General features: G+C 34.6%; 7 protein-coding genes. 6 read left to right on the top strand and 1 reads right to left on the bottom strand.

Annotated features, from left to right (window positions below):
• Positions 1 to 3: 3 nt before the first annotated feature.
• From QL232_RS12970 to QL232_RS12945, 6 genes are all read left to right on the top strand, one after another.
• The gene (locus tag QL232_RS12970) at positions 4 to 1827 is read left to right on the top strand and encodes a hypothetical protein (RefSeq protein WP_281614436.1); all 1824 of its coding nucleotides are present in this window, start codon (positions 4 to 6) and stop codon (positions 1825 to 1827) included.
• Positions 1828 to 1933: 106 nt separating this feature from the next.
• Positions 1934 to 5827 (top strand): hybrid sensor histidine kinase/response regulator transcription factor, encoded by a 3894-nt coding sequence (locus QL232_RS12965; RefSeq protein WP_281614435.1) that lies wholly within the window; start codon positions 1934 to 1936, stop codon positions 5825 to 5827.
• Between the two features lie 141 nt (positions 5828 to 5968).
• Complete coding sequence (locus tag QL232_RS12960) at positions 5969 to 7603, top strand: sulfatase-like hydrolase/transferase (protein WP_281614434.1); 1635 nt, start codon at positions 5969 to 5971, stop codon at positions 7601 to 7603.
• A 497-nt stretch (positions 7604 to 8100) separates the two neighbouring features.
• Entirely contained in the window at positions 8101 to 9741 is a 1641-nt protein-coding gene (locus QL232_RS12955; RefSeq protein ID WP_281614433.1) for a sulfatase, read from the top strand.
• Positions 9742 to 9865: 124 nt separating this feature from the next.
• Positions 9866 to 11329 (top strand): sulfatase, encoded by a 1464-nt coding sequence (locus QL232_RS12950; protein ID WP_281614432.1) that lies wholly within the window; start codon positions 9866 to 9868, stop codon positions 11327 to 11329.
• Positions 11330 to 11391: 62 nt separating this feature from the next.
• A complete protein-coding gene (locus tag QL232_RS12945; protein ID WP_281614431.1) occupies positions 11392 to 12780 on the top strand; it encodes an endo-1,4-beta-xylanase in 1389 nt (462 codons plus the stop codon).
• A gap of 43 nt (positions 12781 to 12823) precedes the next feature.
• Here the strand turns inward: QL232_RS12945 and QL232_RS12940 are convergent, their stop codons facing one another.
• Positions 12824 to 13462: a hypothetical protein gene (locus tag QL232_RS12940; RefSeq protein ID WP_281614430.1), complete on the bottom strand. Its 639-nt coding sequence runs from the start codon at positions 13460 to 13462 to the stop codon at positions 12824 to 12826.
• Positions 13463 to 13470 lie beyond the last annotated feature (8 nt).

The following is a 13470-nucleotide window of genomic DNA, read 5'->3' as shown; positions in this document are numbered from 1 at the left end:
GAAATGAAACAGTTATTTTACGCTACAATTATAGGACTTCTGTTATCCGCTGTAGGATGTCAGAAACAAGATCCATTGAATCAAATCAGTACAGAATACTTAGATTCATTATACTATGCTCCAGGATTGTTCTTTCCATTAGATACAATGGAATCAGCCTTACCAGAGTATGAAAACACCTATGGAGTTAACTTCTTACTAGAAAGATTCTACAGTGATGATCCTGCAGATAGTTCGATCTGGGAAAACGCTATCGTTGATAAAACAACAGGTGTCATTTTAATTCTTGATCCAACGCTTTTAGAAGTAGACAAACAATATTATGCTGATATTTCTTCTTTCACAGTAAGTGGTAAACGTATCCACTCAAAAGCTTGGACAATGTCAGTTACTGAAGTATCTGGTGAGTTATTTTATTCTTCTTCTGAAACACAATATGAGCGTTATTATGAAGGCGAAGTATTCCAACTAGATAGTGCTTACTTTGGAGAAGGCAACAATGCAGTAACTTACAGTTTTGCCACACCTATTAAAGGTTTAGCTATTGACAGTGAAACAGGTAACATCAGTAAAACTGAATTTATGGAAGCTGGCGACTACACCATTGCTGTACAAGTAATTACTGAAGGTGGTATTACAGTAATTGATGAAGCTGCAGTACTTTCATTATATGGGAACCCTGAGTTAGTTTACCAACCTTCTTTATATAAGATTCAACCTGAATATGATTTAGTAGCTACACCTGCTTCTCAGGATTTCCTAGAAGGTGCAACCTACGAATTAGTTATTCAAGATGGTAAAACATTAAATAATTTAAGTATCGATGCTCAAGGTGTTATTTCATTACCTGAGAACCACAACAATGCTATCGACACTTATGTAATTAATGTTGTAGCGACTTTAGATGGTCAAGAATTTACTTTTGAAAACGCATTGACAATTGAAATTGTTGCCGAAATTCAACCTGAAGTTTCATTTGCAGAGAATAAAGTGACATTATCACCTTGGACTCCATATACTTTAACTCCAGAGTTATTCTCATTACCTAGAAATACTACTGTAACATTAGAAACAGTACTACCAGAAGGCATGTCATTTGATGCTGCAACAGGTGTGATAACTATTGATGAGGATCAAAATTTCACTGATGCTACATATGATATCACAATGGTAGCTACTACTCCTTTAGGAACAACTCGTTTAGAAAACCTTGTTCAAATTGTCATTGAGTCTAAAGGTTCTGTGCTATTCGAAGATGATTTCACTGACAGTAAACTAAGAGCAGAATATGTAAGTCATCAATATGTGATTGACGACAACGAAAGAAGTGGTGCCAACCTTAATACAAATGCTGATAGAGAATTTGCTAGAGCACAAGCCAATGTTTGGAGTGGTGATTACCAAAGATGGACGTATTTAGCTCTTAGCCTCTCAGTAGGTGACATTAAGAGAGCTACACTAATTTTTGATAATGGTGTCAATAAAGATCTTAACGATTATGGTACCTACAAAGAAGATTTCTTTAGTGTTAATTACTCTACAGATTATGACGGAGGCAGTGATGTTCATAGCTTTACTTGGAATAAAGATGAGAACGCTATCTTCTCTACAACAGGTATTGGTAATGAAATGGATGCAGGACCAATGACAAGTTCAGGTCTTTTAGAAATTCCTTCTCAGTACTACACAGGCGGTAAATTAAATATCTCATGGCTTGTACATAAAGACATGAAAAACACTCCTGATGAGTACAAGACAGGACATACATTAGCATTTACCAACGTTGTAATTACCGTTTATGATAAGTATTCAGCAATTATCGAATAATAGATAATTAAATTTTATATTTGGGGAAGAATAAGTTTACCTTTATTCTTCCCTTTTTTCGCCAAAAATGCATTTTGCCATATTTCAGGACAATGCTTAAATAGAAATGAAATTGAAAAGAATACTACTAACCACCCTTCTTTTACTGATATACCAGCTAAGTTTTGCTCAGTGGGAAGAAAATTTACAATTCGACAATTTCAATGTTGAAAATGGTCTAAGCAGTCACATTGTTTATTCCATGGTCAACGACAGTAATGATTTTACATGGATTATTACTCCAAACAGTGTGCAACGTTTTGATGGTGCACAATTTAAAAACTATACTATCACCAAAGCTTCAGGGAAGTCAATTCATTATTATAAAAACAATTCTGGTCTTTATTTAGACAAGCAAAATACTTTATGGACTCACAACCAATTCGGAGTCTTTAAATATGATCCCAAAATTGATCAATTCATTGAATTTAAGATTAAAGGATTACTTAATGAAAAAGCCTTTATCTCTATAAAAGAACATGATGGGTACTACTATTTTATATCATGGCAAATGCTTGTTAGATGGAACCCTAAAACCAATAATTTCAAAAAGATATTCTTAAAAAAACGTATTGCTGATGCCTGTGATTATGGTGCTCAAGGCCTACTAATCGCTAGTCCTGATGGTTTACAACTTATTAAAGATAATGAAGTAAAAGATTTCCATTTGTATGGAATCAACCTTAAAGGAGCAGGTATCACCACACTTTATAAAGGCACAGACAATAGTATTTGGATCGGTACATATAACAAAGGTATTTTCTTAATTAAGAACAATAAGATCCAGCACATAAAACCAGATATTGATTATAAAATCTCAAGCTTTACCAGTTATAAAAATAAGATACTAGCAGGAACCGATGGCTATGGAATTATCGTGTTTGATATGGATGGCCATGAGGACAGTAATTCGTCCCTAAAAACTCTGTTGGGAATGCCTATCAATAAGATCAATATAGACCAACATCAAAGGTTTTGGGTAGGTAGCTACGGTAGAGGTTTGTTTTTACACAATCCGCATAAACCCTATCTACGAAAAATCAATATTCACCCAGATGCGTATACCGCTGCTAACCATGGTTACAGCTCGTATAGAGATAGTCGAAAAAGACTTCTATTAGGAACCAATAAAGGGTTAGTCATTAAAGACAAAAATGGTAAAAAAAGATTTTTAAGGCCACAACATTTCATTAAGAAATTAAGCAAAAACGAAAGCTTTGTTATAAACAATATTATAGAAGATAGGCATCATAATTTTTGGGTCTCTAGTTATGGTTTTGGTCTCTTCTACTTGGATGGCAAAAACTTTAAGGTTTTAAAAAGTATCAAAAAGTTTAATATTGACGGAAAAGAGTTCAGTAGTAAATTTATTGTTCAAATAGAATTGTATGGTGATAAACTCTGGTTTAAGCTGATTAAAGGGTTGGTATTTGAAATGGATACAAAAGAGAACTCTTTAAAACAGATTCCAATCAGAAGTGTATCCTATATTCAATACGACGAAAAGCACAGCTGTTTGCTGATCAGTAACCATGATGGCATTGTAATGCTAAAAAATGACAAGATTACAGCATTAGTGAGAATGAACAATGTCTCAGAAACAGACATGGTAGCTATAGATGAAAATACCTTCCTCCTTGGTTCAGAATCACAAAGTTTATTGATCTTCGATTTTAATAAAAAGACAGTAGTTCCGCTAGATCAAGGAGAGAACAATGTACTTCCATCACATGTGAAACAGATTATCAAAAATGGCTTTAATGAGTACATTGTAATTGGTGATAATGGACTTTTCACCTTCAACTATAACAACGGAAAAGCTGAAGATATTCAAGAGATTCTCGTCAAATTCGAAGCACATCAACGCGCTTCATGTCTAAATAACAATTCCATTATTTTAGGATCATATGATGGTTTCTATCAGTTCCCATTGAACTTTAAAGATGCTTATTCTAGAAACTCACAAATCATTTTCGACTACCTGATCGTAGATGATAAAATAATGGTTCCTTCAGATGAAGATGATGCTATCTTAAAAGATAACATCAATCGCACTGAAAGTATTGTTTTATCTCCTCCTCATAAAGGGTTTTCACTGAATGTGGTATCGCCTGAATACGGAAACGATGCACTTTTATACAATTGGAGGCTTGTGGGTTTAGAAGAAAACTTTATTTCAAAAACTTCATCACAAAAAATTAGTTATCAGAATTTACCGTATGGTACGTATACTCTGGAAGTACAGATGTTTTCTTCTCGAAAGATGAAAAAGCTCGCGACCAGAACATTGCAAGTAGAAGTAAAACCCCCGTTCTGGAATACCACCTGGGCAAAAGTAGTGTACTTCATCTTTGTAGCTTTCCTTTTATGGATGATGTATAAATCGTACTATGACTACTTACAGCAAAAGAATCTAAAAGCGAGAAATGCCGTTTTTGCTGAAATCGCTCATGAATTGAGAACTCCTCTAACATTGATGCAGGGACCATTACAGAAGTTAGAGCAAGAAACTAATTTGGATGATGCAGCCTCTAGGCTATTAAATATGATTCGTAGTAACCTAGACCGTTTGAACAAACGAATCACACAGTTGCTGGATTACGAAAGAATAAACCAAGTAAATGAAGAACTCTATGTCAAAGAGTTTGATTTCTTGAAGATGGTACAAACGCTCATACGAGATTATGAACCAATGCTTCAAAAGAAAAAGATTCATATTGGTATCACTACCTCACTAAAAGAGCTTCCTGTAAAGCTTGATTTTGATAAGGTAGAGAAAATCATTTATAACTTGATTTCCAATGCTATCAAATACTCTAAGGAAGGTGATAATATTAAAATCAGTCTTACACATACTGGAGAACACCTAAACTTTAGTATTGAGGATCATGGTATTGGTATTCCTAAAGGGAATCAAAAACACATTTTCAAAAGGTTCTATAGAGCTGAAAATGTAATGAAAAACCAAAAAATTGGTTCTGGTATAGGCTTGGTACTTTCTTACAAATACACCGCTATGATGAATGGCAAATTGTATTTTGAAAGTGAAGAGAACAAACAAACAACTTTCTTCCTAGAACTTCCTATAAAAGTAGAAGGACTGATGAGCGATACGGTTCCTAGTGCTATTTCCCATTATGGAGAAGAGTTCTCAGAGAAAGAAAAACAGAAATACGATTACCGCATAGCTGTAGCTGAAGATAATGAAGAACTAAGAAACTTTATTCAATCGTCATTATCTGATAGTTTCCAAATAGACACCTTCGAAAATGGTAAAGTGTGTTATGATGCTTTGTTAGAAAACGATTATGATCTAGTCCTTTCAGATGTAATGATGCCTGAAATGAATGGTTATGAACTGTGTGATAAAATCAAAGACAATATTGAAACCTCTCACTTACCCATTATTCTATTGACTGCACTCAATGCATCAATGTATAAAGCTGAAGGGTATATGCATGGTGCCGATCATTACGTCATCAAGCCGTTTGATATCCGTATGTTGAAGTACAGGATCATTAGTCTGATTGAAAACAGAAAAGCACTTAGTACTTTCTATCAGAATAAGATTCAGGATGGGATTGTTATTACAAAAATACATGCAAAAGCAGATTCGTTGGATTCAAAATTCTTAGACGAGTTAGATGGGTTAATTGAGAAAAACTTGATGAACGCCAACTATAATGTTTCTGAGATTTGCAAAGATATTGGTATGAGTAGACCTGTGTTATATAGAAAACTCAAGGCATTAACGAAGCTTTCTCCGAAAGAATACATTCAAGCCAAACGTCTTACCCATGCGAAGAAACTACTAATAGAAACCAACGAAAGCATTAGTACAATAGCTTATGAAAGTGGATATTCTGATCCTAAATATTTCTCTACGGTATTTAAAAAACAGTTTGGTATGAGCCCTAGTGACTTTTTAAAACTACCTAAAGAAAATACAACTACAGAGTAATTTCATATTCTAGTATCAATATTTTGAAAAGCGTTTTAGTAGCTCTTGGGAATACGATTTCCCAACCTATTAGAACGCTTTTTCTACAACCAAGCGACAATTATTTATTTGTTTTGAATAATTATTACTTGGTCGAAACGTATGAAAATATTACAAACAACTTTACTTCTATTCTTAGTGTGGTCTTTAGGTACCGCACAAGATAAACCGAATATCCTCTGGATCACTTTTGAGGATACAGGAACTTACCTTAGTAGCTATGGTGATAGTACCGCCAAAACACCAAATATAGATGCATTAGCTCGAGAGAGTGTCGTGTATTCTCAAGCTTTTTCTAATGCTGGTGTTTGTGCACCAAGTAGAAGTGCTATCATTACTGGAATGTACCCAATGAGTATTGGTACCAATCATATGCGTACAGGTAGAGATATCATGGGACAAGGACAGAAAACTTACAGAGAGAATAAAAATGTAAGCGATAGAGAAGGAAATAATGTTAGAGAATATAGTGCTGTAGTTCCTGAAAAAGTGAAATGCTTTACGGAGTATTTACGAGCAGCAGGTTATTACTGTAGCAATAATGCTAAAACAGATTATCAATTTGCGGCCCCTTTTACGGCGTGGGATCAGAATGACCCAAAAGCACATTGGAGAAACCGACCTGATCATCAACCGTTCTTTGCGGTTTTCAACTTCAATGAAACACATGAATCTAAAATTTGGAAACATAATAAATTGCCTCTAACTGTTGATAAAGATCAAGTTGATGTTCCTCCATATTACCTCGATAATGATGTTACGAGGAAAGATCTAGCAAGAATGTATTCTAATATTGAGTTATTTGATCAACGAGTGGAAAAAATCATTCAGCAACTTAAAGAGGATGGGCTATATGAGAACACCTATATTTTCTTATTTAGTGATCATGGAGGACCGATGCCAAGACAAAAAAGAGAAGTCATAGCCTCTGGATTACATGTCCCTTTTTATATCAAGTACCCTGAAAGTAATACTAAGGGTTTCTCCAATCAAATTGTCAGCTTTGTTGATCTTGCTCCTACCATGTTAGAAATCGCAGGAGTCAAACCTCCCAAGCATTTACAGGGTAATAGTATTTTCTCAAAAGAAAGGAAATATTCTTTTGCAGCAAGAGATAGAATGGATGAATTTACTTCGGCAAGAAGAAGTATTACAGATGGTAAATACTTATATGTGAAATACCTTTTCCCTATTCCATCTCCTTATCAAGATATTGAATACCGAATGCAAGTACCTACCATGAAAGTATTAAAAGAGGCTTATGATAACGGTACACTCAATGAGATACAATCTGTTTGGTTTACACCTTTATCAGGAGAGGAACAGTTATTCGATTTAGAAAAGGATCCTTATGAGACCATCAACTTAATTGATGATCCTAAGTACGCTTCAATACAAAAAAAATTAAGCAAACAGCTTTCGAAATGGAGGAAAAATACTCCTGATATGTGTATTGAACCAGAAGCCAAAATGATTGAACGGATGTGGCCGAATGGTAAGCAACCTTCTACAGAGGAAGTAACCATCGATCAACATGATCAAACAATTACGCTATCATGTAAAACAGGTGGTGCATCTATAGGATACAGAATCAATAATGGGGAATGGTTACTATACCACGAGCCCATCAAAATAACTAAGAATTGTGTTTTGGAAACAAAGGCAATTCGAATAGGATACAAAGAATCTACAGTGAATCAATTAGCAATCGAGTTTCCAAGAAAAGCTCATATATAGCAAGCATATAGTTATTGAATACGATATAAATCCTTCGCTTTCTGAGTGAGGGATTTTTTGTGTAAAAAAAAATGTGACTGTATAGAAAAAATTATATTCCTCCTATTACAAGTCACACCTTTAAGCGTCACACAACAAATATATTCTTACAGTGTCTTTTATAGTCTAACTGCTTTATTGATATTCAAATATACACAAGTGTTTACATATACATGGTTAGTTATTGTTCATATAGGTAAGAAAATCAATCAACCTCTCAAAAGGTGTATTTTGACCACAAAATCAACATTTTATCAAAAACAAACCATTCAATCGAGAACTATTTACTAACATAGGAGAACGATTTCTCAACTACTATACACCTACCTATCTATTAATATTGCATAAGAGAATTTCATTGATTCATTAGTTAAACGCAAACAAAACGTAAAGCTCCAGAATCAATTGGAGAACTATTTACATCGATAATATCAAAAGAGAATATTAAAATTATGCAAATGAAACGAATCATTATCAACCTTATTGGATGGACATCATTATTGTCTATCATTGGGTGTTCGTCGACTCAACAAAAAACAACAGAGCACAAGCAGCCAAATATTATTTTCATTATGAGTGATGACCATGCGACTAACGCAATTAGTGCTTATGGTGGAAGATTAGCGGAACAATTCCCAGACCTAACTCCTAATATTGATCGTATCGCAAATGAAGGTATGATCATGCAAAATACTTTCTGTACAAATGCCATCTGTGGACCATCAAGAGCGGCTATCCTTACAGGTAAATTCTCTCACCAAAATGGATTTTTTAAGAATGAAAGTGGTGGTGATTTTGACGGTTCTCAGCAAACATTCCCTAAGCTTCTTCAAAAAGCAGGATACCAAACTGCAGTGATTGGTAAGTGGCACTTAGGTACAGTTCCTACTGGTTTTGATTACTCGAAAGTGATGATCAACCACGGTGGACAAGGAACTTATCATAATACAGTATTCTTAGAGAATGGACAAGATACAATTAAGGAAACACGTTTCCATTCATCTAGACAAGTTTGGGAAGATGCGAAGAAATGGTTAACAAAAGGTAGAGACGAAAAAAAACCTTTTATGTTGATGTACCAATTTAAAGCACCTCACAGACCTTGGACTCCTGACGAGCAATTCCAACATGTTTTTGATGATGTGGAAATTGTTGAGCCAGAAACATTCAATGATACTTACGAAAATAAAATTGCTGCAGGTAACACTTGGATGACTATTGAAAGAAACTTAAACAGAAAAGACCTTAAAGTTCATCCAGAGCATCCTGAAAAAATGACTAAGCAAGAAATTAACGCTTGGTACAAATACGGTAACAACAATGAAGAGCCTTGGTCTCCAAATGATGAGTTAAAAGGTCAGGCTTTGAAAAAGTGGAAGTACCAAAAGTACATGAAAGAATATTTAGGTTGTGTAAAAGGTGTTGACCACTACATCGGTGAGATGTTAGATTATTTAGAAGAAAGTGGTTTAGCTGAAAATACTATTGTGATCTACACTTCTGACCAAGGTTTCTATTTAGGTGAGCATGGTTGGTTTGATAAACGTATGATGTATGAAGAGTCTTTCAAAATGCCTTTCGTCATCAAGTATCCAAATCATATTCAACCAAAATCTAAGTCTACAAAATTAGCTATGAACGTGGACTTTGCTCCAACTCTATTAGACTTCGCTGGTGTTGAAGTACCGGAAGATATGCAAGGTAAGTCATTCCGTAACATCTTAGAAGGTGGAGATGGAGAAGATGAGTGGAGAGATGCAGTATACTACCACTACTATGAGTTCCCTTGGTGGCACCATGTTTTACCTCACTACGGAGTAAGAACTGAAAAATATAAATTAATTCACTACTACTATAATCCTGAAATTGCAAAGGATCAGTGGAGAGAAAATGATTGGGAATTATTTGATTTAGAAAAAGATCCAAATGAGTTGAATAACCTTTATGGACGCCCTGAATACAAAGAAATTACAGCTCAGCTAAAAGCTAAACTAGTAGAGTTACAGAAAGAGTATCAAGAAGATTCAAAAGAAGAGATGATGCACAAAACTGATGTAAAAATCGGCAGAGTGTATGAACATAATAAATATTCGAAATAGAGCAATAATAGTTTACATTTCATTGAAACAAAAGCCACTGCTTATAGCAAGTGGCTTTTTTATAAAACTACTTACTACAACATCACTAACTCTATAGAAATGGATATACTAGAATTATAATCTTATGAAAACATTATTATTAAGAATATCGATAGGCACTTTATTTGGATGGCTATTGGTAGGATGTGAGACTACTCAAACTTCAAGACCAAACATATTACTATTGTACATGGATGACCTCCGCCCTCAATTAGGATGCTATGGTTATTCCCAAATACAATCACCTAACATTGACAAACTAGCGAAAGAGGGTGTTCTATTTAACAATGCATATTGTAATGTAGCTGTTTGTGGTGCTTCAAGAGCAAGCATGCTTACAGGGATGCGTCCAACAAAAAATATTTTTAGAGACTACAAAGTATTTGTACAAGATGATACTCCACATGCTATCACCATTCCTCAATTTTTTAAAGAAAATGGCTACTTAACTATCTCCAACGGAAAGGTATTTCATCACCTCGATGACAGAATGGAAGATTGGAATGAAGTGTGGCGTCCATATGCTTTTGATAAAAACCCTAAGGGACTTGCCCCTACAGATTGGTGGCAAAGCTTATGGAGAGATTATCAATTGCCAGAGAACAAAAAGCACTATATGGCAACGAACAGAGGGCCAGCCTATGAAAAAGCCAATGTGGATGATACGGCATATATTGATGGCGTCCTAACAGAAAAAGTAATTCAAGATTTAGAGCGTCTTCAGGAAAATGATTCCCCTTTCTTCTTAACTGCCGGGTTTATCAGTCCACACTTACCATTTAATGCTCCAGCTCATCATTGGGAAAAGTATGAGGAAAGTAGCATTAAACAACCTTATAATAACTTCGTAGCTACTAACGCTCCCAAAATATCCATTAGTGCTTCTAATGAGTTACGACAATATACGGGCATCCCTCCCAAAGGGGAAAGGGTGAATGATACTACTGCTATCAAACTGATACATGGTTATTATGCAACAGTAAGCTATGTAGATACTTTAGTGGGAAAAATTCTTAAAAAGTTGGAAGAAACAGGATTAGATAAAAATACAATCGTCGTCTTAGTTTCTGACCATGGGTACAACCTACAAGAGCATGCCCAATGGGCAAAATGGACAAGCCACCGTACTTCGATGCAAGTCCCTCTAATTATTTCCTCGCCCTTTATTAATAATACCGGTACTACAGATGCTTTAGTAGAGTTGGTAGACATCTTTCCAACCCTAGCTTCTCTTTCACAATTAGATCTACCTAATCATCAATTAGAAGGTGAGAGTTTAGTACCAATATTAAATGATCTCACCTCTAAAGGAAAGCCTCATGTATTTATCATTAACTCTAATGGGTATACGATAAAAACACCTAGATATAGTTATACAGAATATATCGATCCAGAAAATAATAAAACATTTGCCCGTATGTTATACGATCATTATCAAGATCCTGATGAAAATGAAAATATAGCTGAACTACCTGAGCACTCAGACATTGTAAGGCAGCTACATCGTCAGTTACATAGTAGCTATGGTCGAAACATTTTAGGGCTATAATAGAACTACTTCTCTTAAGAGAAGGTGTGATTACAAACTTTGATGAAATAAATTGAATACCAATGAAAAGAACTATCCTATACTTATTATTCTTTGTCTCTTTTATTCAAATTGAAGCACAAGAAAAAGAGATCGTTTCAAAAACCACTTCAATAAATACAGTCGAAAGTAAATTGGTGGTAAGACCATTTTCATTAAAAAATGGAAGGAAGATTAGAGCTCAGATTTTTTCTTACAATAAGAAAACTAAAATCGTAGCACTGCGAAAAGTTGACTTGAAAATCATAAATAAAGAGCTATCGGAATTCTCTAAGGAGGATAAACAATTTATATTAGAATGGGAGAATTTAAACAAGTCCTTTACATCTCCTAAAGGTAGACGCTACAAAGAAATTATTGAAGATAAATACCCTAACAACAATGTGTTTGTTGGTGCAACAAGTGGATTTCTTGAGGCTACAGGGCCTATTAGTCAACTACTCAGTTCAGAGTTTAGATATATTACCCCTGCCAACGAATTCAAGCAAACACATATTCACCCAGAGCCTGGAGTTTGGAATTGGGATTTCCCTGATGAGTGGATTGAATTTGCAGAAAAAAACAATCAGTTGGTAAGAATACATGGACCAATCTCTCCTCAATGCTCTAAATGGGCAATGAATGATGAGAGAAAACCTGAAGAACTAGAACAAAACTTACAAGAGTTTATGACTGCTTTATGTAGACGTTATAACGGTAAGAAAAATGTAGTTTGGATGGATGTAGTCAACGAAACTGTTAATCCAGATGGTACATGGAAACAAGCCATGCCTGGTATAACATGGGAGGTTCCTTGGGAAAAAATGGGATACATAAAAACGCCTTCAACATTTAAACACCTAGGAGATAGTATTCCAAAATATATTGTTCAAGCGTTTCAAATTGCTAATAAAGAGGCTCCCGATATCAAGTTGGTGCTGAACCAACATTTAGGGATGGAAGAAGCTGCTTGGAATAAAGTAAAAGACATGGTGCTTTATTTACGCTCTATTGGTCTAAGAGTAGACGGTATTGGCTGGCAAGCTCATATTAAATTGATCAAAGATGATCCTAGCCAATGGGAAACCAATTCGGTCAATACTAAAGAGTTATCAGAGCTTATTTCATGGGCACATCAGAATGACTTAGAATTTCATGTCACAGAAAATAATATCCATGTAAAACCAGAGAATGAAAATAAAGTAGAAGAACAAGCACCTATTTTTAGTGGTATCGTCAAAACTTTATTGGAACATCGACATACTGGAGTTGTGACTTGGAATATTTGGAGTATACAAAATACAGATCATACTAGAGCAAGAATTCCAAAGGTAAAAATTGGGTTATGGAATAGACAATTGGAACCTACTCAATCCTACTATGAAGTTCAAAAATTATTAGAAAACCCTCCAGTCCTTCCAAATGAAGGATAAAATAAAAATCCCTCATGATATATCATTTATCATGAGGGATCTTTTATTTAAAACCAATCGGTTCTAAAATATTGTATCCATCAATTTCAATTTCTTCCTCAGCAGTAGCAAAAGTTGCATGCTTCTTTCTCTGTTTTAGATCATCGAAATAGGAATCATATTTACTCTTCTGGCCTGTTAATAGTAAATCATTGATAATTTCTTTCTTCTTGATTGCAGCTACCTGAGCCGTTTCAATATACTTATCACTATATCTACCATATTCTTTCTTATCCTTCATTAATTTAAAATTTACAATCTGATATGTATCATAAAAAGACTGTTGTTGGTCTTTATCCAAACTTACAATTTCATTGATTTCTTTTATTTCTCGGCTAGTTACTAAGTGAGTGGAAAGTAATATTCTCTGATCTTTTGTTAGAATTTTATCTCGTTCTTTCCAATACTCCTTGTTCAATTGCTTACGGTCCAAAGTTGTGGATACTTTACTATTTTTTAATGCCTGTTTATCTACAATAAAATTGGTTCTCAGTGTAATCATTTCCTTTTTTTGCTCCTCTGATAAATGGACTATCTTATCCATCCAATTTGTAAAATACTTCGCCTCGTTTTCCACTGTTTTCTTTTGTGACCATGCATTGATCGATGCTATAAAACAGATTAAGAATAATAGCTTTTTCATAAGTAAAG

This window comes from Flammeovirga sp. SubArs3 (genome assembly GCF_947387565.1).
Taxonomy (GTDB): domain Bacteria; phylum Bacteroidota; class Bacteroidia; order Cytophagales; family Flammeovirgaceae; genus Flammeovirga; species Flammeovirga agarivorans.
This window is presented reverse-complemented; position numbering and strand designations above follow the sequence as displayed.

Coding starts and splice junctions, on each gene's coding strand:
- QL232_RS12965 (WP_281614435.1), top strand. CDS start 1,934: ATGAAATTGAAAAGAATACTACTAACCACCCTTCTTTTACTGATATAC.
- QL232_RS12955 (WP_281614433.1), top strand. CDS start 8,101: ATGAAACGAATCATTATCAACCTTATTGGATGGACATCATTATTGTCT.
- QL232_RS12940 (WP_281614430.1), bottom strand. CDS start 13,462: ATGAAAAAGCTATTATTCTTAATCTGTTTTATAGCATCGATCAATGCA.
- QL232_RS12970 (WP_281614436.1), top strand. CDS start 4: ATGAAACAGTTATTTTACGCTACAATTATAGGACTTCTGTTATCCGCT.
- QL232_RS12960 (WP_281614434.1), top strand. CDS start 5,969: ATGAAAATATTACAAACAACTTTACTTCTATTCTTAGTGTGGTCTTTA.
- QL232_RS12950 (WP_281614432.1), top strand. CDS start 9,866: ATGAAAACATTATTATTAAGAATATCGATAGGCACTTTATTTGGATGG.
- QL232_RS12945 (WP_281614431.1), top strand. CDS start 11,392: ATGAAAAGAACTATCCTATACTTATTATTCTTTGTCTCTTTTATTCAA.